This window comes from Marihabitans asiaticum (genome assembly GCF_007828725.1).
GTDB lineage: Bacteria > Actinomycetota > Actinomycetes > Actinomycetales > Dermatophilaceae > Marihabitans > Marihabitans asiaticum.
This window is the reverse complement of record NZ_VIUW01000001.1, coordinates 689,752-714,104: the sequence shown is the minus strand read 5'-3', so window position 1 is coordinate 714,104 and position 24,353 is coordinate 689,752. Positions and strand designations below refer to the sequence as shown.

At 72.0% G+C, this 24,353-nt stretch carries 22 protein-coding genes and 1 tRNA gene; 9 read left to right on the top strand and 14 right to left on the bottom strand.

All coding sequences use genetic code 11. The features are described 5' to 3' along the window. Positions 1 to 3 precede the first annotated feature (3 nt). The 3 genes from vapB to FB557_RS03365 form a co-directional block, all read right to left on the bottom strand. On the bottom strand, positions 4 to 225 hold the full coding sequence (gene vapB / locus FB557_RS03375) for a type II toxin-antitoxin system VapB family antitoxin (RefSeq protein WP_144855517.1): 222 nt from the start codon (positions 223 to 225) through the stop codon (positions 4 to 6). 123 nt (positions 226 to 348) lie between these two features. Beyond that, positions 349 to 690: a DUF2200 domain-containing protein gene (locus FB557_RS03370; protein ID WP_144855516.1), complete on the bottom strand. Its 342-nt coding sequence runs from the start codon at positions 688 to 690 to the stop codon at positions 349 to 351. Positions 691 to 811: 121 nt separating this feature from the next. Beyond that, positions 812 to 1,705, bottom strand: coding sequence for a hypothetical protein (locus FB557_RS03365; protein WP_144855515.1), 894 nt, complete (start codon positions 1,703 to 1,705; stop codon positions 812 to 814). Positions 1,706 to 1,844: 139 nt separating this feature from the next. On the opposite strand from FB557_RS03365, the gene FB557_RS03360 reads away from it, so the two are divergent. From FB557_RS03360 to FB557_RS03335, 6 genes are all read left to right on the top strand, one after another. Continuing rightward, positions 1,845 to 2,813, top strand: coding sequence for a 1,4-dihydroxy-2-naphthoyl-CoA synthase (locus FB557_RS03360; protein WP_246074363.1), 969 nt, complete (start codon positions 1,845 to 1,847; stop codon positions 2,811 to 2,813). Between the two features lie 119 nt (positions 2,814 to 2,932). After that, a complete protein-coding gene (locus tag FB557_RS03355) occupies positions 2,933 to 3,514 on the top strand; it encodes a TMEM165/GDT1 family protein (RefSeq protein ID WP_144855513.1) in 582 nt (193 codons plus the stop codon). Next, positions 3,507 to 4,325 (top strand): YwiC-like family protein, encoded by an 819-nt coding sequence (locus FB557_RS03350; protein WP_281290039.1) that lies wholly within the window; start codon positions 3,507 to 3,509, stop codon positions 4,323 to 4,325. Before FB557_RS03355 ends, FB557_RS03350 begins: the two co-directional genes overlap by 8 nt. Positions 4,326 to 4,353: 28 nt before the next feature. Continuing rightward, positions 4,354 to 5,523, top strand: a complete 1,170-nt coding sequence (menE, locus tag FB557_RS03345; RefSeq protein ID WP_144855511.1) for an o-succinylbenzoate--CoA ligase — start codon at positions 4,354 to 4,356, stop codon at positions 5,521 to 5,523. Positions 5,524 to 5,852: 329 nt separating this feature from the next. Further along, positions 5,853 to 6,725, top strand: coding sequence for a 1,4-dihydroxy-2-naphthoate polyprenyltransferase (locus FB557_RS03340; protein ID WP_144855510.1), 873 nt, complete (start codon positions 5,853 to 5,855; stop codon positions 6,723 to 6,725). Positions 6,726 to 6,740: 15 nt separating this feature from the next. Then, complete coding sequence (locus FB557_RS03335) at positions 6,741 to 7,991, top strand: PQQ-dependent sugar dehydrogenase (protein ID WP_144855509.1); 1,251 nt, start codon at positions 6,741 to 6,743, stop codon at positions 7,989 to 7,991. Positions 7,992 to 7,997: 6 nt separating this feature from the next. On the opposite strand, the gene FB557_RS03330 is transcribed toward FB557_RS03335, so the two are convergent. The 7 genes from FB557_RS03330 to rsmI form a co-directional block, all read right to left on the bottom strand. Next, positions 7,998 to 8,273 carry a DUF4229 domain-containing protein gene (locus FB557_RS03330; protein ID WP_144855508.1) on the bottom strand — a complete coding sequence of 92 codons (276 nt, stop codon included), beginning with the start codon at positions 8,271 to 8,273 and terminating at the stop codon, positions 7,998 to 8,000. Continuing rightward, positions 8,273 to 9,334, bottom strand: a complete 1,062-nt coding sequence (ccsB, locus tag FB557_RS03325) for a c-type cytochrome biogenesis protein CcsB (RefSeq protein ID WP_246074362.1) — start codon at positions 9,332 to 9,334, stop codon at positions 8,273 to 8,275. Before ccsB ends, FB557_RS03330 begins: the two co-directional genes overlap by 1 nt. Positions 9,335 to 9,355: 21 nt before the next feature. Further along, entirely contained in the window at positions 9,356 to 10,936 is a 1,581-nt protein-coding gene (gene resB / locus FB557_RS03320; protein WP_246074360.1) for a cytochrome c biogenesis protein ResB, read from the bottom strand. Next, positions 10,933 to 11,682 carry a cytochrome c biogenesis CcdA family protein gene (locus FB557_RS03315; RefSeq protein ID WP_144855506.1) on the bottom strand — a complete coding sequence of 250 codons (750 nt, stop codon included), beginning with the start codon at positions 11,680 to 11,682 and terminating at the stop codon, positions 10,933 to 10,935. Before FB557_RS03315 ends, resB begins: the two co-directional genes overlap by 4 nt. Continuing rightward, entirely contained in the window at positions 11,679 to 12,329 is a 651-nt protein-coding gene (locus tag FB557_RS03310) for a TlpA family protein disulfide reductase (RefSeq protein ID WP_144855505.1), read from the bottom strand. The genes FB557_RS03315 and FB557_RS03310 overlap by 4 nt, the downstream gene beginning before the upstream one ends. Further along, the gene (locus FB557_RS03305; RefSeq protein WP_144855504.1) at positions 12,326 to 13,171 is read right to left on the bottom strand and encodes a histidine phosphatase family protein; all 846 of its coding nucleotides are present in this window, start codon (positions 13,169 to 13,171) and stop codon (positions 12,326 to 12,328) included. Before FB557_RS03305 ends, FB557_RS03310 begins: the two co-directional genes overlap by 4 nt. A 193-nt stretch (positions 13,172 to 13,364) precedes the next feature. Further along, positions 13,365 to 14,186, bottom strand: coding sequence for a 16S rRNA (cytidine(1402)-2'-O)-methyltransferase (gene rsmI / locus FB557_RS03300; RefSeq protein WP_144855503.1), 822 nt, complete (start codon positions 14,184 to 14,186; stop codon positions 13,365 to 13,367). A gap of 28 nt (positions 14,187 to 14,214) precedes the next feature. On the opposite strand from rsmI, the gene FB557_RS03295 reads away from it, so the two are divergent. Both FB557_RS03295 and FB557_RS03290 read left to right on the top strand, forming a co-directional pair. Then, entirely contained in the window at positions 14,215 to 15,801 is a 1,587-nt protein-coding gene (locus tag FB557_RS03295; protein WP_144855502.1) for a dolichyl-phosphate-mannose--protein mannosyltransferase, read from the top strand. A gap of 135 nt (positions 15,802 to 15,936) precedes the next feature. After that, positions 15,937 to 19,527 (top strand): TM0106 family RecB-like putative nuclease, encoded by a 3,591-nt coding sequence (locus FB557_RS03290; RefSeq protein ID WP_144855501.1) that lies wholly within the window; start codon positions 15,937 to 15,939, stop codon positions 19,525 to 19,527. A 163-nt stretch (positions 19,528 to 19,690) separates the two neighbouring features. On the opposite strand, the gene FB557_RS03285 is transcribed toward FB557_RS03290, so the two are convergent. Further along, positions 19,691 to 19,766, bottom strand: a tRNA-Ala gene (locus FB557_RS03285). A gap of 127 nt (positions 19,767 to 19,893) precedes the next feature. Between FB557_RS03285 and FB557_RS03280 the strand changes: the two genes are divergently transcribed. Beyond that, entirely contained in the window at positions 19,894 to 21,219 is a 1,326-nt protein-coding gene (locus tag FB557_RS03280; protein WP_144855500.1) for an AI-2E family transporter, read from the top strand. A gap of 37 nt (positions 21,220 to 21,256) precedes the next feature. On the opposite strand, the gene FB557_RS03275 is transcribed toward FB557_RS03280, so the two are convergent. The 3 genes from FB557_RS03275 to FB557_RS03265 all read right to left on the bottom strand — a co-directional run bounded on the left by FB557_RS03275 (position 21,257) and on the right by FB557_RS03265 (position 24,353). Further along, positions 21,257 to 22,234, bottom strand: a complete 978-nt coding sequence (locus FB557_RS03275; RefSeq protein WP_144855499.1) for a hypothetical protein — start codon at positions 22,232 to 22,234, stop codon at positions 21,257 to 21,259. 80 nt (positions 22,235 to 22,314) lie between these two features. Continuing rightward, a complete protein-coding gene (locus FB557_RS03270) occupies positions 22,315 to 22,962 on the bottom strand; it encodes a GNAT family N-acetyltransferase (protein ID WP_246074358.1) in 648 nt (215 codons plus the stop codon). Next, positions 22,959 to 24,353 carry a UTP--glucose-1-phosphate uridylyltransferase gene (locus FB557_RS03265; protein ID WP_144855498.1) on the bottom strand — a complete coding sequence of 465 codons (1,395 nt, stop codon included), beginning with the start codon at positions 24,351 to 24,353 and terminating at the stop codon, positions 22,959 to 22,961. The genes FB557_RS03270 and FB557_RS03265 overlap by 4 nt, the downstream gene beginning before the upstream one ends.

Genomic DNA, 24,353 nt, shown 5'->3' with positions numbered 1-24,353 from the left:
CGCTCACCGCCACGCGTTGCCCATTACCTCGGGATCGACCAGATCCGCGAACCGGTCGGCGAACAGGCGCAGGTCCGAGGGCGTGACTGGGCTTGCGACGGTCGCGGCATCGGCGGCGAGTCGGCGACGGATGTACTCAGCCCGGGACAGGCCTAGACGTGCAGCATTGGCGTCGACGCCAGCCAGAACGGCGTCGGGTATATCTCGGACGAGCACATCAGCCATCGGAAGACCTCCTGATATCGGATGATCTCACTACACCGCTCGCTTCCCGCCGGCCTGCCGGGACCAACCAAACCTTGCCCCAGGAGCTCGTACCTGCCCAGGGCTTCGCGCCCGCGCCGATGATCAGCCCCGCAAGACCTTCTCCATCGGGCGGCCCTTGGAAAGCTCGTCGACGAGCTTGTCCAGATACCGGATCTGGCGCATCAGCGGGTCCTGCACCTCCTGGACCTTCACGCCGCATACCGACCCGGTGATCTCGCTCGCGGCGGGGTTGAGGGTCGCGGCGGCGAAGAAGTCGGCGAAGGTGGTCTCCTCGGCAAGATGCTGCTCGAGCTCGGCCTGGTCGAATCCCGTGAGCCACCGGATCACCTCGTCGACCTCGCCCTGGGTGCGCCCCTTCTTCTCCACCTTTGTCACATAGTGCGGGTAGACCGAGGCGACGCTGGTGGTGAAGATCCGGTGCATCCGACCAGAGTAGGTACGGCGCATGCTCGAGATCAGCGCGACCGAGACCAAGGCGATGCGCACCGACCTGGCCGACATCGCACGGGAAGCCGAACGGAGGGCCGGTCAGGCCTAGCGGGCGTCACCCCTTCGCGGCGTCGGTCTCCAGGCGACCCGCCAGGTCGCGGTAGACGACGAGGCTGCGCCGGAAGGACGACAGCAGCAACGAGGCATCCCCGAGCACGTACACGCTCGGCGCCTCCGCCGGAGTCCGTCCGTGCGGCCACTGCGGCCCACCGACCAGCTCCGCCAAACGCCCCGACCTGTCCGTCGGCACGGCGCGATCAGCCACTCCCTCGAGCAGGGTCTTGACGGCGAAGCCGCGCCCGGTGCCCGCGAGCGCGTTGGCCTTGATCACGCAGTGCAGCACCGCGGCGGCGACCCAGGAGTCCTCCACCTCACGCCACGCGTCGAGGACCTTCGCCCCCGCGGCCCGCACGAGCAGCCGCCGGCTGGCGGTCAGTAGCTCGGGACCGAGGAGGAGGTGGCCGTAGGCGGCCTGGACGTGCTCGTCGATGATCTGCACCCGCTCGCGCAGATGCCCAGGGACAACCCCGAGGTCGAGCTCCTCGTCCGCCGGCAGGGGTGTCGTGTCGAGCGAGGCGAGCCCGTCGGCTCCCCCGACGACCCGGCCGAGCCAGTCGAGCATCGCCTCGTGCGGCTCCTCCCGGACTGGCACAGGGCGCTCGACGACCCGGGGCCCGCGAAGCAGCCCGCGTCCCTCCAGCTCGTAGGCCGCGCACTCGTACCCGCTCCCCTGAACGGCACGCCGCCGCACGTCGACGAGGTGGCCGTCGATGAGCACGATCTCGGTGAGGTCCCCCGGAGCCCCACCGCCGGGACCCGGCTCCCACCCGTCGTGGCCGAGGTGGGGTGCTGGGAACCCGTCGATGATCGAGGCGATGCAGTCCTCGCAGGAGCAGTCCTCCTCTCCCCCGTCGTACGCCTCGACCGCCCGCAGCCATCGCTCACCCATGTCCTTCTCCTCCGTCGTCGCAGGGCTCGTGCGGACCACTCGACCGGCTCGCGGTCGAGGGCGCTCCCCCCTTCGCCCGCCTGTGGACGACGTTGCCGAGGGCCGAAGGGGTGTGGACAGGCAACTACGCTGGTCGCTCGTGAGTGCACTGACCGGCCTGAGCGAGACCTTCGACCCGAGCGCTTGGGAGGAGGTGCCCGGTTTCGATGACCTGACCGACATCACCTACCACCGGGCGAGCGGCGACGGACCGTCGTCCGGGGTGGTGCGGATCGCCTTCGACCGGCCCGAGGTGCTCAACGCCTTTCGCCCGCACACCGTCGACGAGCTGTACCGCACCCTCGACCATGCCCGCCGCACCCCCGATGTCGGCGTCGTCCTGCTCACCGGCAACGGCCCCTCACCGCGGGAGGGCAGCAGCGCGACGACGCAGGGCTGGTCCTTCTGCACCGGCGGCGACCAGAGGATCCGCGGCCGGTCCGGGTACCAGTACTCCGGCGAGGGCGGCGACGAGACCGCCGCCGGTGTCGACGAGCGGCGGGTCAAGGCCGAAGGGGGGCGCCTTCACATCCTCGAGGTGCAGCGGCTGATCCGCACGATGCCCAAGGTCGTCATCGCGGTCGTGAACGGATGGGCGGCCGGTGGCGGGCACAGCCTGCACGTCGTCTGCGACATGACTCTCGCCAGCCGCGAGCACGCCCGCTTCAAGCAGACCGACGCCGACGTCGGCAGCTTCGACGCCGGGTACGGCTCGGCCTACCTCGCCCGCATGGTCGGGCAGAAGGCGGCGCGCGAGATCTTCTTCCTCGGCCGGGCCTACACCGCCGAGCAGATGCACCAGATGGGCGCGGTCAACATGGTCATCGACCACGCCGACCTCGAGCGCGAGGCCCTCGCCGTCGCCCGGGAGATCATGGGCAAGAGCCCGCAGGCGATCCGGATGCTCAAGTTCGCCTTCAACCTCGCCGACGACGGGCTGATGGGTCAGCAGGTCTTCGCCGGCGAGGCGACCCGGCTGGCGTACATGACCGACGAGGCCGTCGAGGGGCGCGACCAGTTCCTCGAGAAGCGCGAGCCGGACTGGTCGCCCTTCCCCTGGTACTTCTAGGAGGGGGCACCGGCCTTGCGTTCCCCGATTCGAAGAAGAACCGACCGCTCGACGTGACGCTCCTTCTTCGAACCACCTGACCACGCCCGACCGAACACCCAAGACGGACCAGGACTCACGTGGATGCCTTCCTCCTCTCCACCGCGGTGATCTTCCTCGCCGAGCTGGGCGACAAGTCCCAGCTCATGGCGATGACCTTCGCGACCCGCTACCGCGCCCGCGACGTCATCCTCGCGATCACCGCCGCGACCCTCATCGTCCACCTCGCCTCGGTCGCGATCGGGGCGGCGATCGGCACCGCCTTCGCCGACTACCAGTCCTGGATCGCGGTCGCCGCCGGTATCGCCTTCGTCGCCTTCGGGCTGTGGACGCTGCGCGGCGACGAGCTGACCGAGGAGGAGGCCGGCAAGGCCCGCAAGGCCACCGGGAGCGCACTGCTCGCCGTCGGTGGCGCCTTCTTCCTCGCCGAGCTCGGCGACAAGACGATGCTCGCGACGATCACCCTGGCCACCCGGGAGGGGTGGTTCGGCACGTGGATCGGGTCGACCCTGGGCATGGTGGCCGCCGACGCCCTCGCCATCGCCGTCGGGGCGGTGCTCGGCCGCGCGCTGCCCGAGCGTACGGTGAAGATCGGAGCCGCCGTCCTGTTCTTCCTCTTCGGCGCGCTCCTCATCGCGGAGGGAGCAGGCTGGGTTGGCTGAGCGGGTCGCTTCGGTCGAGCGAAGGGGGACGAGCTCGCCTCGTCGGTCTGGTCGCCGCCGGCGACCGCCGGGCTGGGTCCCGAACCAGCACGGCGCGTGGGCGATGCTGATCGCCCCGGTCGTCCTCGGCGCACTCCTCGCCAGCCGCCTCGACTGGCGCCATCTGCTGCTCCTCGCCTTCGTCGTCAGCGGCTACCTCGCGTTCTTCGCCACCGGCCTGTGGCTGAAGTCCCGCCGCAAGGCCCGCTACCTGCCACCCCTTCGCGCCTACCTGCCCCTGGCCGCGCTGCTCGGGCTGGGCGTGCTCGCGGCCGCGCCGCACCTGCTCGCCTGGGCGCCGCTCTTCGCCCTGCCGCTCGCGATCGGGCTCTATGCGTCGGCCACCCGCGACGAGCGCAGCATCTGGTCCGGGCTCGCGACGACCGCCGGCGCGACCCTGCTCACCCCCGTCGCCTACGACGTCACCGGCGGCTGGGGCGACCAGACCGCGACGGTGTGGTGGGCCACCGCGGCCCTCGGCGGCTACCTCGCGGGCACCGTCTTCTACGTCAAGACGATGATCCGGGAGCGGGGGGCGAAGGGGTGGGCGCTCGCCTCGCTCGGATGGCACGTGCTCGCTCTCCTGGTCGTCGCGATGATCCCCGACGTCGTCGACCGCGTGTCCGACCACCCCGCCGCAACCGCGGTCTACGTCCTGCTCCTCCTGCGCTCGATGCTCTTCCCCCGCTACCGGCTCTCGCCCAAGGCCGTAGGGATCATCGAGATCGTCGCGACCGTGGCCGTCGTCCTGGCGCTCGGTCTGACCGGCTAGAACGCGCGGTACGCAAGGATAGGCCGCGATGCCCGAGCCGCTGATCACCGACCTGCCCATGTCCGCAGGGCCCGCTGGCCTTGAGGTGCTCCCTCGGCTGGAGCGGGCGCTGGCCGGGCAGGGCCCGGTCCGCCCGCACGACCCGAGCGTCACCCCGCAGCCGCTGCCACGGCACGACGGAGAGCTGCCGTCCGACCTCGCCGTCGTCGTCGGGACCTCGGGGTCGACCGGCACTCCCAAGCTCGCGATGCTCGGTGCCCAGGCCCTCGCCGCGAGCGCCGCCGCCACCCACGACCGGCTCGGCGGGCCGGGGCAGTGGCTCCTCGCCCTGCCACCGCACCACGTCGCCGGGCTGCAGGTCCTGCTCCGGTCGATCCACGCGGGGACCCGGCCGGTCGTGACCGACCCGAGCCTGACCCCCTTCGCGCTGGTCCAGGCCGTCGCCGCGATGGACGGCGAGCGCCGTTACGCCTCCCTCGTCCCCGCCCAGCTGGGCCAGATGGTCGAGGATCCCATGGGCTTGGAGGCGCTCAGCCGCCTCGATGCCGTCCTCGTCGGGGGCGCCGCCACCCCGCCGCCGGTGGCCCAGCGGGCCCGCGACGCCGGGGTGCGCATCGTCCTCACCTACGGGATGAGCGAGACCTGCGGCGGATGCGTCTACGACGGCCGGGCACTGTCGGGGCTCGACGTCCGGGTGTCCGACCGGGGCACCCTCGAGCTCGGCGGGCCGTGCGTCGCGTACGGCTACCTGGGAGAGCCTGAGTTGACCGCGGAGTACTTCGTGACCGACGCCGGGGCCCGCTGGTTCCGCACCGACGACGTCGGCAGCGTCGACGAGCGCGGCAAGGTCAGCGTCACCGGGCGGGCCGACGACCTCATCAACTCGGGGGGGCTCAAGGTCGCCCCGCGCCTGGTCGAGGAAGCCGCCCTGGCGCACGTGCCGGCGATCACCGGCGCGATCGCGGTCGGGGTGCCGCACGAGCGCTGGGGCGAAGGGGTGGCCCTCCTCGTCACGACCTCGCCGGGTGGTCCGCCGGTCGGCTCGGTACCCGAGGGCGGGGTCGCGCAGATCCGCGAGATGCTCCGGGCCCACCTGCCTGCGCACGCGCTCCCCCAGGTGGTGCGGGTCACCTCGAAGCTGCCGACGCTCGGACCGGGCAAGCCCGACCGCCGAGCCGCCGCTCAGGTGCTGGGCTGACCCACGACCGTCCCACGACGTCGCGCGCCTCGACCACCTCGCGTCTGCGCACACCCTCGCGCCACCTCACGTCTGCGCACACCGCCTCGGACCCGACCGCGGTGTCGCCGCGAGGACATACCCCTTCGCGGACGAAAACTACGGATCGGTCATATGCCCATGCACGGGATGCATGGGCATATGACCGATCCGTACTATGTCGCGGAGAGGGGGTACCCCTCTCGTGCGCCTCACCAGGACGGACGCGAGCGTCCGGCGGCACGGGGTGGGCGAAGTTCGTAGAATTGGGCGACACCCTCCCTTCGCCCAGGAAGTTCTAACGCGCCCTCATGGCCACACTCGCCCAGTGGATCGCCGGGTCCCGGCCCCGCACCCTCCCCGCCGCCGTCGCCCCCGTCGTGGTCGGCACCGCAGCAGCCGCCGCGATCGACAAGAGTGATCTCGCCCTCGCGGTGATCGCGCTCGTCGTCGCGGTGAGCCTGCAGATCGGGGTCAACTACGCCAACGACTACAGCGACGGGGTCCGCGGCACCGACGAGGAGCGAGTCGGGCCGGTGCGCCTCGTCGGGCAGCGCCTGGCCGACCCGGAGAACGTCAAGCTGATGGCCTTCGGGTGGTTCGGGGTCGGCGCCCTCGCCGGTCTGGCCCTCGTCGCGCTGGCCCAGACGTGGATCCTCGTGCCGCTCGGCGCGCTGGCGATCCTCGCGGCGTGGCGTTACACCGGCGGTGACAACCCGTACGGCTACCGGGGCCTGGGCGAGGTCTACGTCTTCGTCTTCTTCGGTCTCATGGCCGTGCTCGGCACCCAGCTCACCCAGGCCGGCGAGACCACGCTCGTCGGTCTGCTCGGGGCCATCGCGTGCGGGGCGCTCACCTCGGCGATCCTCGTCGCCAACAACCTGCGCGACATCCCGACCGACCGCCAGAGCGGCAAGCACACCCTCGCCGTCCGGCTCGGCGACCGGGGCACCCGCACGCTGTACCTCGGGCTCGTCGGCGTGGCCGTGCTGTGCACCCTGCTCATGGCGATCTGGCACCACTGGGCGCCGATCTCGCTCATCGGTCTGGTCATCCTCGCCCCGGGCATCAAGGCCGTCGTCGGCGGCGCCACCGGACGCGCGCTCATCCCCGCGCTGGCGACCACCGGCATGGGCTTGCTCGCGTGGAGCCTGCTCCTCTTCTTCCCGTTAGCCCGCGGCTGAGGGCACGCTAGGGGGATGAGCTCACGTCCCCTCGCCCTGCTCGCCGCCGCCGTGGTCGGTCTCGGTGGGTGCTCAGGAGGTGGGGCAACCCCAGGGGCCTCTCCCAGCAGCGACGAGCAGGCCGGCGGGTCCAGCCAGCAGAGCGGCTCCTCCCCCGACGCCATCCCGACCGAGCGGGTCGACGACCTCCAGGTCGAGGTCGTCGCGAGCGGACTGGAGCACCCCTGGGACATCGGGTTCCTCGGCGACGGCTCGGCCGTCGTCACCGAGCGGGCCGGGCGCCTGCGGCACCTGCCCAGCCTGGACACCGGGACCCAGCCGGTCGAGCTTCGCGCCGGGCTGGACGATGTCTACGCCCAGGGCGAAGGGGGTCTGCTCGGCCTCGCGGTCCTCGGCCAGGGCGAGAGCGGCTGGGCCCAGGCGCAGGTGGTGGTCTGCTTCAACCACGCCGAGGACGGCGAGCCGGTCGACATCCGGCTCGTCCAGCTCACCCTCGACCCGGCGAACCGGCGGGCCACCCGAGACCGAGACGTGCTCACCGGGCTGCCAACCTCCACCGGCCGGCACTCCGGGTGCCGACCGACCCTGGCCAGCGACGGGACCCTCTTCGTCGGCACCGGCGACACCGCTGACCCCGGCGTGCCCCAGGACCTCTCGAGCCTCGGCGGCAAGGTGCTGCGGATCGACCCCGACACCGGCGATGGGGCGAGCGGTAACCCCTTCGCCGACAGCTCCGACCCCGACCAGCGGCGCGTCTACTCCTTCGGGCACCGCAACGTTCAGGGGGTCGCGCAGCGACCCGGCACCGAGGACGACCCGCAGGTCTGGACCTCCGAGCACGGGCCGAGCGTGGACGACGAGGTCAACCTCATCGAGCCCGGCGGCAACTACGGGTGGGACCCCAGCCAGGGCGGTGAGGTGAGCAGCTACGACGAGTCGGTACCGATGACCGACACCGAGCGCTTCCCGGACGCGGTCGAGGCGGCGTGGAGCTCCGGCGACCCGACCGAGGCGATCGCGGGAGCGGCCTTCCTCGAGGGCGAGCAGTGGGGTGAGCGGGAGGGGATGCTCGCCGTCACCGCGCTCAAGGGCGAGAAGCTCATGCTCTTCGCTCTCGAGGGCGAGACGGTGACCCAGGTGCAGGTCCCGGCTGCGCTGGAGGAGCACGGCCGGCTGCGCGCCGCCCGGCTCGGCCCCGACGGTGCGCTGTACGTCACGACGAGCAACGGCTCCGACGACAAGGTCTTGCGGGTCACCCCCGGCTGAGGCCGCTCAGCGGAAGTGCTCGTCGTCGACGCTCTCGTCGGACTCCACCGTCGTCTTTGGCTCCTGGTGACGGGCCTCCAGACGGGCCCGCTGCCGCTCCTCGATCCGACGCACCGCATCGTCGCGGAAGGGCCGCAGCACGAAGAACGAGACGACCATCGAGAGCAGGAACGCGCCGACGACCAACCAGGGTCGCTGCGCCTCGTCGCGCAGACCTACCAGCCAGAGCGCGGAGAGACAGCCGAAGAAGACGAGGATGCGCAGGATCGTGTAGCGCAGCATCAGCCCACTCCTGCGTAGCTGTGCTGGCCGACGAAGTAGAAGTTGACGATCGTGTAGTTGATGACGATGCACGCGAAGCCGGCCAGCGCGATCCAGGCGACGGTGCGCCGGTCGGCGTTCTTGGTCACCCGGGCGTGCAGGTAGGCGGCGTAGACCACCCAGATGACGAAGGTCCACACCTCCTTGGGGTCCCAGTTCCAGTACGAGCTCCACGCCTGACGGGCCCAGATCGCGCCGGCGATGAGGGTGAAGGTCCACATCGGGAAGGCAACGACGTTCATCCCGTAGGAGAGCCGCTCGAGCTTCGGCGCCGCGGGCAGCTTGGCCCAGAACGAGCGCTTGCTCGCCCGGTCACGGATGAGGAAGAGCGCCGCGAGCACCGCACCGACGATGGACAGCCCGGTCGCGAGGGTGGCGATCGAGACGTGGATGACGAGCCAGTACGAGTCGAGGCTCGGCACGAGCTCGGCCGCCTCGGTGTACCAGATCGTCCCCGCGAGCCAGAGGAGCAGGGTCACCGGCGCGAGGACGAAGAGACCGAGCCAGTGCATGCCCCGGCGCAGCGGCACGAGGCAGTACGCGAGCATCGCGAAGAACCCGCCCGCGACCGAGAACTCGAAGAGGTTGCCCAGCGGCGCCCGCTCGACCGACAGGCCCCGCAGCACGAGCGAGAGCAGCAGCAGTCCCGTGCCCAGCCAGGACAGCGCGCCGCCGATCCCGGCACCGACGCGTGCCCGCTCGGGGTCTGCGCCCGACCGTTCGTCTGAGGTTCCCCGGGGATCTGCGGCAGTGGGGGGGTCGGTGGAGGGCGACCGTTCGTCTGAGGCTCCCCGGGGATCTGCGGAGGCCGGGGCACCGGCGAGGGCGGCGACCTGCTCGGCCCGGGCGCGGGCGCGCGCGGAGCGGGCGGCGTCATCCGCCTCGACCGCGGCCTCCGCATCACGCTCCGCCGCAGGGACCGCTCCGGCGAGATAGACGGCATAGGCGATCATCGCCAGCGTCAGCACACCGACAGCGGAGTAGAGGGCGTAGTTGGCGTAGATCGCCAGGGTCTCGTTCATCACGCTCTCGATTCTCGCACCTCAGCGCTCGGCGGGCGCCGAGCGCTGCGACAACTCGTCCGCGAGGTCGGTGACCACCCGGCTGAGGCGGTCGTCCTCCCCCTTCGCCATCCCGCCGAGGTGGACGACCGACCGGCCGTCACCGGCGGGCACGACCCGGACGAAGACCCGGCGTCCCCGGATGACCAGGGACGCGATGAGGCCGAGCAGCGCTACCACGGAGGAGCCGAGGACGAGCTCCTTGCCGGGGTCGTCGCGCACGGCGAAGCCGGCGAAGCGGTCCACTCGGTCGAAGGTGACCGTGCCCCGCCCGCCGGGCAGGTCCTTGGTCTCCCCTGGCTGCAGCCAGATCCGGGCGATGTCCTCGCTGCCGTCGTCCGGGGCGACCGGCTCCATCGTGTCGGTGTCGATCGAGAAGACCGACTGGGCCGACCCCTTCGGGTAGAGCTCACCCTCGTAGACGCTCATCGCCAGCGCCGGGTTGCGCAGGTCGGGGAAGACCGAGATCGGGCCCTGGGTGTCGTCGATGACCGCGGTCGGCAGGAAGAGCCCGACGAGGCCGAGCTGCTTGGGCTGGGCGGCGCCGACCTTGATCGCACCGGTCGAGCGGTAGCTGCCGTCCTGGGCGAGGAAGGCGGTGGCGCCGGAGTAGATCACCTGGCCGTCCCGGTCCTTGACGGTGACGACCGGGGCGTAACCGTTGCCGAGGAGGAAGACGGTCGCGTCGTCGAGCTCGAGCGGCTCGTTGACGGCGACGTGCGCGGGCTGGGTCGCCCCGCCGAGCCGGTCGGCGTAGCGCACCTCGGCGGAGAAGGCGCGCGGCATGCCGATCTGGCCGGCCTGGTCCTCCTCGAAGCTGGCGGTCATCTTCTCCACGGTCAGGGCGAAGGGGGTGAGGTCCTCCCCGTCGACGAGCGGGCCGGGAGCCCAGGTGTCGTAGCGGGTCACCGTGGAGACGAAGGACTCGCCCTCGGGCACGACGATGTCGGCCCGCCAGCCGTAGAGGTGCCCGATGGCCATCCCGACGATGAGGGTGACGAGCGAGCCGTGGAAGAGGAGGTTGCCGACCTCCTTCAGGTACCCGGACTCGGCGGAGATCGTCGTCTCGTCGTGGCGGGCGATGCGGAACCGCTTGCGGCGCAACGTACTCGCGGCATCGTCGAGCACAGCGGGCAGGTCCTCGTCGGCGACGACGAAGGCGTCGTGAGCCTCGAGCCGCTGCAGCCGCCGAGGGGCACGAGGAGGCCGTGCCCGCAGCTGGCGGGCAAGGGTGATCGTGCGCGGGACGATGCACCCGACGAGCGAGGTGAAGAGGAGCAGGTAGATCGCCGAGAACCACGGCGAGGAGTACACGTCGAAGGCGTACAGGCGGTCCAGGACCGGCCCGGCGTCGGGGTGGCGCTCGATCCAGTCCGTCGTCCGGGCAGGGTCCAGGGAGCGCTGGGGGAACATCGACCCGGGAACGGCGCCGATCGCGAGGAGCAGGAGCAGGAAGAGCGCGGTGCGCATGCTCGTGAGCTGCCGCCACGCCCAGCGCGCCCAGCCGACCGGTCCGAGCCGGGGTTGGGTGACGCCGTCCCGGCGGGTCGCGCGGGTGCTCACAGCACCACCTCGAAGCCGCTGATCCACCGGTTCTGCAGCCACACCGTGATCTCGGCCCACCAGCCGGTCACGAGGAGCACCCCGATGAGGAGCAGCAGCACCCCGCCGGCGAGCTGGATGCCGCGCTGGTGGCGCCGCAGCCACCCCGAGACCGCGCCCCACCGCTCGTAGGCCCCCGCGATGAGGACGAAGGGCAGGCCCAGCCCGATGCAGTAGGCGATCGCGAGGACGACGGCGCGGGTGGTGCCGGCGTCACCGGTCAGCGAGAGGGCGAGGACCGCGGCGAGGGTGGGGCCGACGCAGGGAGCCCAGCCGAGCCCGAAGACCGCGCCGAGCACCGGTGCACCGGCCAGCCCCGTCGCCGGGCGCACCGGTAGCCGCACGGTGCGCTGGGTGCGCCGGCCACCCGCGCCGAGGAAGACCAGCGCCATGGCGATGACGAGCGCCCCGCCGACCCGGCTGAGCAGCTCACGATGCTCGACCAGGGCCCGCCCGGCGGAGGCGACGAACATCGTCGCGAGGACGAAGACGACGGTGAAGCCGGCGACGAAGAGCAGCGCCCCGAGCATCATCCGGCGCGGCGAGCGTCGCTCCAGGCTCGTCTCGGACAGCCCGGTGACGTACCCGAGGTACCCGGGCACGAGCGGCAGCACGCACGGCGAGGCGAAGGAGACCAGGCCCGCCAGCGCCGCGAGCAGCGCGGCGAGCGGAAGGGCTCCCCCTTCGATCGTGTCGGCGGGGTTCACCCCGCACTCTCCTCCGCAGACGACTCATCCGAGGACTGCGCCGGCGACTCGGCGAGCACATCGTCGACCAGGCCGGTCAGGGTCGACTCGCTGATGACCCCCTGGACGACGGCCGCGACCCTCCCTTCGCGATCGAGGACGGCGGTCGAGGGCTGGGTCGCCAGCACCCCCTGCATGTCGATCGCGGTGGAGCCGGACTTGTCGAAGATCGATGGCCAGACGAAGCCCCAGGCAGCGGCCTGCGCCTTGCCGGTCTCGATCGACGGCTCCCGGTAGTCGATCCCGACGAAGCGCACCGGGGCGCCCTGCTCCTGGTACTTCTCGTGGACGGCGACGAGGTGCGGCGCCTCCCGCTCGCACGGCCCGCACCACGACGCCCAGAGGTTGACCACGACGACCTCGCCGCGCAGGTCCTGCAGGCTCAGCTCCTCGCCGTCGAGGGTCGGCCCGGTGAGGGTGATCGGCTCCTTGCGCTCCTCGGGCGGGGTGGTGACGATCGAGCCGTCGCCGGCGACGTATCCCTTCTCGGAGCCCTGCTTGGCCTGCTCGGCGACGGAGTTCGGGTCGGAGGAGCAGGCGGACGCCCCGGCGAGCAGGGCTGCGCCGGAGAGGACTGCGGTGACGCGGCGGGCGAAGGGGGTGGTCATGCCCCGGTGGTCTTCTGCGCCTGCGGGTAGAGGTGGGCGGCGGGCTCGGAGTACTCGACGGCCTCGAGCTCGTCGCCGCGGTAGACCAGGGTGGTCAGCGAGGCGAGGTTGCACTGGCGGCGGCGCGGGTCGTGCCACAGGCTGCGGCCCTCGAGCGCGCTGCGGATCGTCCAGATCGGCAGCTGGTGGCTGACGATGACCGCCTCGTGGCCGCGGGCGTGGTCGCGGGCGTTCTCGATGGCCTCGGTCATCCGCTTGGCGATGGCGCGGTAGGACTCGCCCCAGGTGGGCTTGGTGGGGTCACGCACCCACCACCAGCGCCGCGGGTCGAGCAGCAGCCGCTTGCGGAAGCGTCGCCCCTCGAACTTGTTGCCCGCCTCGATCACGCGAGGGTCGATGATCGCGCGCTCGATGCCGTGCCGCTCGATCGTCGGGGCGGCGGTCTCGGCGGTGCGCACCAGCGGGGAGTGCACGACAAGGGTGATGTCGCGCTCGGCGAGGTGATCGGCGACGACCCGCGCCATCTCGTGCCCCAGCTCGGAGAGGTGGTAGCCGGGCAGGCGGCCGTAGAGGATCTTCTCGGGGTTGTCGACCTCGCCGTGGCGCAGCAGGTGCACGACGGTCCGCTCGCTGCCGCCGGTGGAGGGGCGGTGACCCTCGCGGGCGCCCTCGGCGGCCTCGCGGGCCGCGCCCTTCGCCGACTCGGAGGTCTCGACCGGGCCGGGCACGTCCGTGCCGGAGTCGGGGGCGACCTCGGGGCCGAAGGGGGAGTCCTCCTGACCGTCCAGCTCGCGCTCGTCGACGGGGTCGAGCGCGTCCTTGGGCTGCGGCGACTGGCTCATGGCCTGGATTGTCTCAGGCGAGCCTGGGAACGCGGTGCGCCGGGACGCATTCCCGCTGCCCCTTCCCCTCACGAAACCCAGCTGGCTGGGTTTCGTGGACCTGGCTGGCTCTCGAGGCCCAGCCAGGTCCACAAGACCCAGCTGGCTGGGTTTTGTGGAGCGGCGAAGGGGGCGAGTCGGCCGAGCGAAGGGGTCACCCCAGCGTGGAGTCGTAGAGCGCCTTCTTGCTCAGCCCGGTCTGCTCGGCGACGTGGGCGGCGGCCTCCTTGCGGCGCATCCCGCCCTCGACGAGCCGAGCCACCTGCCCGGCCCCGTCCTCCAGCGACACCGCGACCTCCGCTGCCGGTGCGCCGGCGACGACGACGGTAATCTCCCCCTTCGCCCCCTCGGCAGCCCAGTCCGCAAGCCCGGCCAGGCCGCCGCGGCGGACCTCCTCGTAGGTCTTGGTCAGCTCCCGGCACACCGCGGCCGGCCGCTCGCCGCCGAAGGCGCCCGCCATCGCGGTCAACGTCGCCGCGAGCCGGTGCGGTGCCTCGAAGAAGACCATCGTGCGCCGCTCGCCCGCCAGCTCGCGCAACGCCCGGGCCCGCTCCCCCTCCTTGCGCGGCAGGAAGCCCTCGAAGCAGAAGCGGTCCACCGGCAGACCCGAGACCGCGAGCGCCATGAGCACCGCGCTCGGGCCGGGCACGCAGGTCACCGGCAGGTCCGCCGCCGCGCACGCCTGGACCACCCGGTACCCCGGGTCCGAGACCGAAGGCATGCCCGCGTCGGTCACGAGGAGGACCCGCTCCCCCTTCGCCACCGCGTCGACGAGATCAGCGGTGCGCGAGGCCTCGTTGTGCTCGTGGTAGCTCACCACTCGGCTGGGCACGCTCACCCCGAGGGCCGCGCACAGCCGGCGCAGGCGTCGGGTGTCCTCGGCCGCGACGACATCGGCCGCCGTCAGCTCCTCGGCGAGCCGGGGCGCGGCATCACGCGGGTCACCGATCGGGGTGGCGGCGAGGATCAGAGGCATGGGGGCAGTCTCGCCTACGATGCGGGCCATGGGTCGCGTCGAGGAGCTGCGCGTGCGGCTCCTCGGCCGACTTCCCACCTTCGACTCTCGCCGCGAGCGGCTGCTCGGCTGGCTCGGTCCGCTCCTCTTCGCGGTCATCGGGGGTGTCCTGCGCTTTTGGCGGCTGGACCGGCCCCACCAGCTCGTCTTCGACGAGACCTACTACGTCAAGCAGGGCGTCTCGATGCTGCGCTACGGCGTCGAGATGCGCTGGACCGGCGACGGCGAGGAGGTCGACCCGCTCTTCACCGCCGGCACGCTGGACGTCTTCAAGACCGCCGAGGGCGACATGGTCGTCCACCCACCGGTTGGCAAGTGGGTGATCGCGGCCGGGGAGTGGCTCTTCGGGCCGACGAGCTCGTGGGGATGGCGCTTCGCGGTCGCGCTGCTCGGCACCCTCTCGATCCTCATGATCGGGCGGATCGCGCGGCGGCTCTTCGCGAGCAGCTTCCTCGGGACGGCGGCGGCGTTTCTCACCGCGTTCGAGGGGCACCACTTCGTGCACAGCCGCACGGCGCTGCTCGACATCATCCTCATGTTCTTCGCGCTCGCGGCCTTCGGCGCGCTGCTGGTCGACCGGGACGACTACCGGCGACGGCTAGCGGCCGCGGTGGGGTCCCTGCCGGCGAGGGGCCCGGACCGGCTGGCTCGGCTGCGATACGGCCCGATGATCTGGTGGCGGCCCTGGCGGCTCGTCGGCGCGCTCATGCTCGGGCTGGCCTGCGGCACGAAGTGGTCGGGGCTGTACTTCTTCGCCGCGTTCGGGCTGATGAGCGTGCTGTGGGACGTCGGGGCGCGGCGCGCGGTCGGGGTGCGGCACTGGCTGGTCACGGGTCTGTGGCGGGACGGGGCGTGGGCCTTCGTGACGATGACGCCGGTGATCCTCGCGACCTACCTCGCGAGCTTCGCCGGGTGGTTCGCCAGCGACCGCGGGTACGCCCGGCACTGGGCGAGCGAGCACCCCGGCGAAGGGGTGACGTGGTTGCCCGAGTCGCTGCGCTCCCTGCTGCACTACCACCACGAGGCGCTGACCTTCCACAACGGCCTGACCTCGCCGCACACCTACGAGTCCAACCCGTGGTCGTGGATGATCCAGTCCCGGCCGACGTCCTTCTTCTACGAGGGCAAGGACGCGAGCGCCGTCGGCTGCGAGGTCGAGAAGTGCTCGAAGGCGATCACCAGCCTCGGGTCGGTCTCGATCTGGTGGGCGGCGACCGCGGCGCTCTTCGTGCTGCTCGTGGCGTGGGCGATGCGCCGCGACTGGCGAGCGGGGGCGATCCTCGCCGGCTTCGTCGGGGGGTGGCTGCCGTGGTTCGCCCTGCAGCACCGGACGATCTTCACCTTCTACACGATCTCCTTCCAGCCGTGGGTGATCCTCGCGGTGGTCTACCTGCTCGCCCTGGCGATGCCCCCGGCCAGGTCGAGCGCGCTGCGCAGACAAGTGGGGTATGCGCTGATCGGCGGATACGCGCTGGTGGTGCTGGCCAACTTCGCCTTCTTCTGGCCGATCTGGACCGCCCAGGTGATCCCCTACGAGCACTGGCAGTGGCGGATGTGGTTCCCCAGCTGGGTCTGACCCCGGCCCCTCCAAACTGCTGCATGCAGCACTTCGGTGTCGGTGCAGCAGATGCAGGTGCGGCACCGACACCAAACTGCTGCAGGGTCGCCCGACCCGGACGCGCTGTCGGCCCCCGGCCGTAGCCTTCGGTCCATGCTCTTCCCCGACGGCGGCGCCCCCGGCCAGGTCGTCCTCTCCGCGAGCGACCTCCGGGCGGCCGGCGAGTGCGAGCACGCCCTGCTCGCCGAGCTCGACGTCGCGACCGGCCGCTCCCCCGCTTCCCCGCTCGAGGTCGACGAGGTGGCGGCGCGGGCGGCTGACCTCGGGACCGCCCACGAGCAGCGCGTGCTGCTAGCCCTGGCCACCGCCTACCCGGGCGGGGTGCGCAGCCCGGTCAGACCCGCTCCGACCCCGCAGGGCTACCGCGAGGCGATGCACCAGACCCTCGCCCTCATGGCCGACCCCCAGGTGGCGGTCATCCACCAGGCGTGCGTCTACGACGGTGGGCTGCCAGGCACCGCGACCCCGCTCGTGGGATTCGCCGACTTCCTCGTGCGCGGCGACGACGGCGCATGGATCGTCTGCGACGCCAAGCTCGCCCAGTCCGAGTCGGTCACCGCCCTGCTGCAGATCGGCGCCTACGCCGACATCCTCCAGCGGGCACGGGCGGCCCTCGACGGGGGGGCGAAGGGGGCGGTGCGGCTCGCCCCCTTCGCCCGCCTGATCCTCGGTGACGACGAGGTGAGCGACACCGCGCTGGCCGACCTGCTGCCGGTGGTCCGCGCCCGGCGGGCGCGACTGACCAGCCTGGTCACCGACCAGCTGGCCGAGCACGATCCCGTCGGCTGGGGTGACCCCCGCCTGGACGCGTGCCTGAGCTGCCCGCACTGCCAGCGCCACCTCGAGGCGCGCGACGACGTGCTGCTCGTGGCCGGGGTGCATGCCGACCAGCGCGCCCGGCTCACCGCGGTCGGGGTCGAGACGATCACCGGGCTGGCCGACCTGCCCGAGGACGCCCGAGTCCCCGGGCTGCGCCCCGACCGCCTGCAGCGGCTCCGGGCGCAGGCACGACTCCAGCTGCGCGCCCGCGAGACAGCGTCCCACGGCACGTCCGGCGAGGCGTCGCTGCCCGTGGAGGTGCACACCCCCGGCGCCCTGGCGATCCTGCCGCCGCCGAGCGAGGGCGATGTGTTCTTCGACTTCGAGGGCGACCCGATGTGGCACGAGCCGGGGTCACGGGTGTGGGGGCTGGAGTACCTCTTCGGCTGCCTCACCCACGACGGCGGAGCCCAGACCTACCGGGCCTTCTGGGCGCACAGCCGGGCCGACGAGGGCCGGGCGCTGATGGACTTCCTCGGCTGGCTGCAGGAGCGGCGGCGCCGTTGGCCGGACCTGCACGTCTACCACTACGCCGACTACGAGCGGGCCGCCCTGCTCCGCCTCGCCGCCCGCCATGGTGTCGGGCAGCAAGTGGTCGACGCGCTGCTCGTCGACGGCGTGTTCGTCGACCTCTACCCCGTGGTCAAGGCGGGGGTCCGGGTCGGGACCGGGTCGTACTCGATCAAGAAGCTCGAACCCCTCTACATGGGCGATGAGCTGCGCGACGCCGACGGGGTGACCGGCGGCGGGGACTCGATCGTGGAGTACCACCGCTACGTCCAGGCCGGGCTCGACGGCGACGGGGCGTTGGCGGCCGAGCGGCTCGAGGACATCCGGCAGTACAACGAGTACGACTGCCTCTCGACGCTCCGGCTGCGGGACTGGCTGCTGGCGCGAGCCGATGAGTACGGCATCGCGCCCACACCCGGGCGCGCGGCGCCGGACCCGGACGAGCAGGTCGAGGACGAGCACCCGGTCGAGGTCGCCGTCCGCGAGCGTCTCGGCGACCTCCCCCGAGAGCAGCGCACCGCCGAGCAGCAGGCCCTGGCGATGCTCGGCGCCGCGGTGCAGTACCACCGCCGCGAGGCCAAGCCGCACTGGTGGGGTCACTTCGACCGGCTCGAGAGCCCGGCGGAGCAGTGGGTGCGCTCCGGCGATGTCTTCGTCACCGAGTCCGCCCGCGTGCTGCAGCCGTGGCAGCGGCCCACCCCGCGCAGCAACCCAGTGCGCCTCCTCGAGCTTCGTGGTGAGCTCAACCCTGGGCTCGCCAGCCGGGTCGGTGGGTCGCTCGTCGCCGTCTACGGCGACCCGGTGCCGCCGTGCCTGGCCAAGGACAAGCTCCCGCACGGCGCTCGCGAGGTGACGATCCAGGACCTCTCCTCCACCGTCGACGAGCACGGGGTGGAGGTGAGCACCATCGTCGTCGCGGAGAAGCTGCCGAACGGGGGCGAGGATTACCACTGCCTCCCGATCGGTCTCGGCCCCAGCGCTCCCCCGCCGGCCGGCAAGATCGTCGAGGCGCTCGAGCGGGTCGCCTTCGAGGCCCTCGACGCCGAGGGCGCTGCCGCAGCGCCGGCCACGCCCGCGCTCGACCTGCTCCGGCGGGTCCCGCCGCGCCTCACCGGGCGCACCCATCTGCCGCGCACCGGTGACAGCGTCGCGGACGTGCGCGACGCCCTGCTGGCCCTCGACCACTCCTACCTCGCGGTGCAGGGGCCGCCGGGCACGGGCAAGACCTATGTCGGCTCCCGCGTCGTCGCCGAGCTGGTCCTGACCCACCGGTGGCGGGTGGCCGTGACTTCGCAGAGCCACGCGGCGGTCGAGAACTTCCTCGACGCCGTGGTCGAGGCGGGCGTCCCCGCGGGGCAGGTCGGCAAGCGGGACGCGAAGGGGGATCAGCCCGCCTGGACCGTGCTCGAGGGCTACGGGCACGCCGGCTTCGCCGCCGAGCACGACGAGGCCGGGCGGGGGTACGTCATCGGGGGGACGGCGTGGGATCTCACCCACCCGGAGCGGATCGAGCCCGGGCAGTGCGATCTCGTCGTCGTCGACGAGGCTGGCCAGTTCGCGGTGGCGCCGACCGTGGCGGTCTCGACCGCCGGCCGGCTGCTACTGCTCCTCGGCGACCCGCAGCAGCTGCCGCAGGTCAGCCAGGGCACCCACTCCGAGCCGGTCGACGCCTCCGCCCTGGGGTGGCTGATCGATGGCGCCTCGACGATGCCGGAGGACCTCGGGTACTTCCTGCCCGACACGTGGCGGATGCACCCCGACCTCACGGCACCGATCTCACGCCTCGCGTACGACGACCAGCTGGGCAGCAAGGCCGGCGTGACCGGCGCGCGCTCGCTGGAGGGCGTCGCCCCCGGGCTGCACGTCGTGCCCGTGGACCATGCCGACCGGCGTACGTCCTCCCCGGAGGAGGCGGAGGCGATCCGTGACCTCATCACCTCGCTCCAGGGCCGCACCTGGACCGACCCCGGAGCCGACGAGGGCGGCGGCGCTCGCCCCCTTCGCCCCGCTGACGTGCTCGTCGTCACCGCCTACAACCATCAGGTGCGCACGGTGCGCGCGGCCCTCGACGCCGCGGGGCTTAACGAGACCGTCGTCGGCACCGTCGACAAGCTCCAGGGTCAGCAGGCGCCGGTGGTGATCGTCTCGATGTGCGCCTCGACGGTGCACGACGTGAGCCGCGGCCTGCGATTCCTGCTCAGCCGCAACCGGCTCAACGTCGCGATCTCTCGCGGCCAGCACGCCGCCTACGTCGTGATGTCGCCACGGCTGGTCGAGGCCGCCCCCCGCAGCCCCGGCGAGCTGCGCGCGCTGGGTGCCTTCATGGGCCTGGTGACGGACTCCCGCACGCCTTGAGCAGGGATCAAACCTCTCCGATATCCCGCCTGCCCCCGCCGTCGCGAGTGAGCGCGACACGCCGCTACCCCGTGCGCGTAGCGGCGTGTTGCGCTCACTCGCTGGTGACATGACAAGACCCTCAAGCCCGGTGGCTCGAGGGTCCGTGAGATGTCGGGTCACATGGTGGAGCTGAGGGGATTCGAACCCCTGACCTTCTCATTGCGAACGAGACGCGCTACCAACTGCGCCACAGCCCCAGGTGCAGCGGCCACGATAACACCGAGCGATCCACCCGGGCCAAACGACTAGGCTCACCGAAGCGTCGGGCGCGGCACGCCCCCTTCGCCGTTGCCGAGAACACGCGCCCGACCTGCGAGGACACCGATGCCAGAGGATCACCAGCCCGACACCTCCGGCTCCCCGGACCCCACTCCTCGGCGTCGCCGGCTGCCGTCCGTGGCCGACGTCGTCGCGGCGGTTCGGGAGGGCCAGGCGAGCACCGTGCCTCGGCCGATCGTCGTCGAGTCGCGCCCCTCGGCCGAGAACCGCGAGGACCGTCACTTCGTGCCGCCGATGGTGCGCGCCGCGAGCGAGTGGACCTGGCGCACCTTGGTCATCGGCGTCGGCATCCTGGCCCTGCTCAAGCTGATGAGCATCATGGCGCAGGTCGTCTTCCCCGTCATCGTCGCCGTGCTGCTCGCCGCCCTGCTGCACCCGATCTTCCGCCGGCTCAACGCGATCATGCCGCGCGGGCTGGCCTCCGGGCTGACCGTCATCGGGACCCTGGCGGTCATCTCGGTCCTGGTCAGCTTCGTCGTGAACCAGTTCACCCACCAGTTCGACGACATGTCGAGCCAGGTCAGCGAGGGCATCGGCAGCATCCGCACCTGGCTCCGTGACACCTTCGGCCTCTCCGACGGCCAGCTGAGCCAGTACATCGAGCAGGCACGCGACCGGGTGGGGCAGAGCGGCGAGCTGGGTCAGTACGCGGCGCAGGCCGGCTTCACCGTCGGGACGGTCCTCACCGGGGCGGTCATCGCCCTCTTCACCCTCTTCTTCTTCCTCTACGACGGCCCGGCGATCTGGAGCTGGATCGTGCGACTCTTCCCCCGCACGGCACGGACCAAGATCATGTCCAGCGGCCAGATCGCCTGGGGCCAGCTCAAGGCCTTCACCCGGGCGACCATCCTCGTCGCGGGAGCCGACGCCATCGGGATCAGCCTGGGCGCCATGCTCCTCGGGGTCCCGTTCGCGTCGGGCATCGCCCTGCTCGTCTTCCTCGGCGCGTTCGTCCCGGTCATCGGTGCCTTCGTCTCCGGCTTCATCGCCGTGATCCTCGCGCTCGTCGCTCAGGGCCCGGTGACCGCTCTGCTCATGTTCGGCGTCGTCGTCCTCGTGCAGCAGGTCGAGTCCAACGTGCTGCAGCCACTCCTGCTGGGTCGCGCGGTCCGGGTGCACCCACTCGCGGTGATCCTCGCGATCGCCGCAGGCGTCATCGTCGCCGGGATCTTCGGGGCGCTCGTGGCCGTCCCCCTCGTCGCCGTGCTCAACGCCGTCTCCCACCACCTGCTCGACCCCGATCCGCCGGAGGTCAGCTCGCCCGAGGCGCTACTCACGCCGGAGGAGCACGCCGAGGTAGAGCAGGAGGTCGCCGAGAGCGAGGAGTCCTCGGAGATCAAGCCCGGGGAGTCGCCCTACCGGTCGTCCTGACCGCGCGCTCGGACGCGGCGGCTGCGAAGGAAGCGGGTCAGCCCGTGATCGCGCGGGGGGCGACGACGTCGTCCACGTCGTCGTCGATGGCCGGCAGCGCCTGGGGAGCGTCGCCGCTCGCAGCGGCGGCCACCGGCTCCTCGGTGACGGGGCGCGCGGGCGCCTTCGCCTTCATCGTGTACGTGGGCCGCGGGACCGGCACCGGCTCCCACGTGCCGTCCTCGGCCGGGTCGTGCCCGGTCGGGTGGTCGTCGGCCGACGGCGAAGGGGGAACCTGCTCGCCGGCACGGTCCTCGACGTCGAAGGGGGAGTCCGTAGCCACCTCGTCCGCCTCGGCGGCGACGTCGCGGTGCTGCGGCGCCGGCCGGGCCACCGCGGCCCGCACGGCTGCGCGGTCCTCGGCGGGGTGGACGCGGTCGACGCCTTCGGCGTGGCCGACAGAGCTGGGGCGGGCGCTCGCGGCCCGACGTGCGTGGCCACGCTGAGCGCTGCGTCGCGCCTGCTCGGCCCGCACGTCCTGGCGCAGCCACCCGAAGGACGCGACGAGGCCGACGAGGAGAAGACCCGGGACGAGCCACGGCAGCGGGCCGACGGCGGCGAGCAGGAGGGTGAGCGGGAGCAGCACGAGATGGGTCAGCAGGGCCAGGCCCCGCACCTTGCGCGGCGCGTCGACGACGGCTGCCACGGCGCCCGGCCGGGACGAAGCCGGTGTCGGTCGGGTGGCGAAGGAGGCGGTCCGGTCGAGGCGGCCGACCGAATCACGCTGCCGCGCCTCCGGCGCGCCGCGCTTGACGACGACCTCCGGCCGAGCAGCGCGCGCGGGAGAGACGACGTAGGACCGGGCCGGCTGCTCGGTCTGGCTCAACCGGTGGGCGTCGAGGACACGCATCGCGGCCGAGAACCGGTCGACCGAGCGGATCGTCGCGAGGTGATCGCGGCGCCTGACCCAGTACTGCACAAGATATGCAGCCCAGATCGCCACGACGACGACGAAGATCAGGCTGCTCGACTGCACGACGCCAGACTATGAAGGGGAACTCCTGTGACTGGTGAGGCAGCACGGTGTGTCGCGGCGGCCGTCTCGCACGCGGGCCCTCATCCCGGTGGTGCGGCGTGCAAGCGACCCATCAGACCCCCTTCGCCGAGGTCCTCGGCCAGCACGGCAAACGAGCGGTGGTCGCGCCAGTCGCCGTCGATGTGCAGGTACCGCGCACGCAGGCCCTCGTCACGCAGGCCCAGCTTGCGTACGACCGCCAGCGAGGCGGTGTTCTCCGGCCGGATGTTGATCTCGACCCGGTGCAGCCCGAGCGCACCCAGCACATGGTCGCCGGCGAGCGCCACCGCCGTCGGCGCGATCCCCCGGCCGGCTACCTCCTCGACGACCCAGTACCCGAGCGTGCACGACCGGAACGACCCGAGGATGATGCTGCTCACCGTCAGCTGACCGACCAGGCGGTCGTCCACGACGACGACGAAGGGGAGGGCGGCCCCCCTTCGCGCGTCCGAGTCCATCCGCGCCTGATAGCTCCCGAAGTCCTCGCTCGCCCCCGGCACCGGCGGGGTCGCATCCCACGGCCGCAGCCAGGATGCGTTGCGCGAGCGGGCCTGCACGAACTCCCGCTCGTCGCCGGCGCGCAGCTCGCGCAGCAGCACCTGCTCACCGCCCGGGGTGCGGCCGCGCAGCTCGACCGGCCAGCTGGCCCTGTCGGCCCGCCCCCCGAGGATGCGGCGCAGCACGCTCACGACAGCTGCACGTCACCCTCGAGACGCGTCCGGTCGGGCACCTCCGCCGGCTGGGCGGCGGAGACCGTCACCTCACCGGCGCAGGAGACGTCGGCACCGAAGGTGATGTCACCCTCGACGGTCAAGGAGGTGCACTCGCGCAGCGACGGCGAGCCGTGCGGGAACCGCGCGTCGAAGTCCGCGATGAGTTTGTAGTGGTCGTCCAGCGAGATCACCGGGTCGGGCCGGTCCGAGGCAGCCTGGACCAGGGAGTCCCCGTCGAGACCGAAGAGGTCGCTGCGCAGCAGGAGCAGCTCGTTGGTCGTCTTCACCGGGCGGAAGCGGCTGCGCGGCACGCGGATGGCCTGGCTGCCGTCGAACCGCTCGATCGCCGCGCCCATCGCCGACTCGATCTGGATCACCTTGGTCGAGCTCTTGTCGGTGGGGTCGACGGTCTTGCGGTTGACGACGATCGGCAGGCCGAGCCCGCCCTCCTGCTCGCCGAGCATCGCGGCGAGGTGGTCGACGCTGACCCAGAGGTTGTTCGTATGGAACCACTGGTGGCGCTCGGTGTCCTGGAAGTAGTGGTCCTCGCCCTCGGGGACCATCGCGGAGTCGCGCAGGACCAGCCGCCCGTCGCTCTTGCGCACCGCGAGATGCCCGCCCTTGCGGTCGTTGGCGGTGCGCTCGGTGACCTCGGCGGCGTAGGGCAGGTCCTCGCGCAGCAGCCACGCCGCGATGTCCGGGTCGCAGCTGGCGCCGAGGTTGTCGGCGTTGGAGATGAAGACGTAGCGGATCCCGTGCTCCTGCATCTGGCCGAGGATCCCGCTGGCGGCCAGGGAGACGTAGACATCGCCGTGGCCGGGCGGGCACCACTCCAGGCTGGGGTCCGCCGGGTGCTCGACCGGGGTGAGGTCGTCGGCGCGCAGCTTGGGCTCCATCGACTGGACGAAGTCCAGCGGCAGGGACTGCTCGGCCAGCTCGGGGTAGGCCCGCAACGCCTCCAGCGACGGCTCGCGAGTACGGAAGGAGTTCATCAGCACCAGCGGCGGGCGCACGCCGAATCGCTCGCCCAGACCGAGCACCTGGCGGGCGATGATGTCGATGAAGGTCAGCCCCTCCATCGCCACGAGCGCGGTCTTGGGCCCAGACATCCCCATGCTCGTGCCCAGCCCGCCGTTGAGCTTGACGATCGCCACCTGGCCGAGCGCAGCCGCCCGCTCCTCGTCGGTGACATCGATCTCGGTCAGCTCGGGCACCTCACCCATCGGCTCGATCGAGTCCTCCGGGATCAGGCCGGCGGCGCCCTCGGCCAGCTGCCTCCAGTAGGACTCGAAGACGGCCCGCGCGCGCGGGTCGACTCCCTTGTCCTGCATCTTCGCCAGTGCCTGCTCCAGCCCCTGTGCTGTCAT

Bases quoted from the DNA above. Each gene is read 5' to 3' on its own strand.
- rsmI (WP_144855503.1), bottom strand. From the start codon at position 14,186: ATGCCTCTGATCCTCGCCGCCACCCCGATCGGTGACCCGCGTGATGCC.
- FB557_RS03310 (WP_144855505.1), bottom strand. From the start codon at position 12,329: ATGACCACCCCCTTCGCCCGCCGCGTCACCGCAGTCCTCTCCGGCGCA.
- FB557_RS03340 (WP_144855510.1), top strand. From the start codon at position 5,853: ATGGCCACACTCGCCCAGTGGATCGCCGGGTCCCGGCCCCGCACCCTC.
- FB557_RS03335 (WP_144855509.1), top strand. From the start codon at position 6,741: ATGAGCTCACGTCCCCTCGCCCTGCTCGCCGCCGCCGTGGTCGGTCTC.
- FB557_RS03280 (WP_144855500.1), top strand. From the start codon at position 19,894: ATGCCAGAGGATCACCAGCCCGACACCTCCGGCTCCCCGGACCCCACT.
- FB557_RS03290 (WP_144855501.1), top strand. From the start codon at position 15,937: ATGCTCTTCCCCGACGGCGGCGCCCCCGGCCAGGTCGTCCTCTCCGCG.
- FB557_RS03265 (WP_144855498.1), bottom strand. From the start codon at position 24,353: ATGACAGCACAGGGGCTGGAGCAGGCACTGGCGAAGATGCAGGACAAG.
- FB557_RS03365 (WP_144855515.1), bottom strand. From the start codon at position 1,705: ATGGGTGAGCGATGGCTGCGGGCGGTCGAGGCGTACGACGGGGGAGAG.
- menE (WP_144855511.1), top strand. From the start codon at position 4,354: ATGCCCGAGCCGCTGATCACCGACCTGCCCATGTCCGCAGGGCCCGCT.
- FB557_RS03370 (WP_144855516.1), bottom strand. From the start codon at position 690: ATGCACCGGATCTTCACCACCAGCGTCGCCTCGGTCTACCCGCACTAT.
- vapB (WP_144855517.1), bottom strand. From the start codon at position 225: ATGGCTGATGTGCTCGTCCGAGATATACCCGACGCCGTTCTGGCTGGC.
- ccsB (WP_246074362.1), bottom strand. From the start codon at position 9,334: ATGAACGAGACCCTGGCGATCTACGCCAACTACGCCCTCTACTCCGCT.
- FB557_RS03330 (WP_144855508.1), bottom strand. From the start codon at position 8,273: ATGCTGCGCTACACGATCCTGCGCATCCTCGTCTTCTTCGGCTGTCTC.
- FB557_RS03305 (WP_144855504.1), bottom strand. From the start codon at position 13,171: ATGAGCCAGTCGCCGCAGCCCAAGGACGCGCTCGACCCCGTCGACGAG.
- FB557_RS03295 (WP_144855502.1), top strand. From the start codon at position 14,215: ATGGGTCGCGTCGAGGAGCTGCGCGTGCGGCTCCTCGGCCGACTTCCC.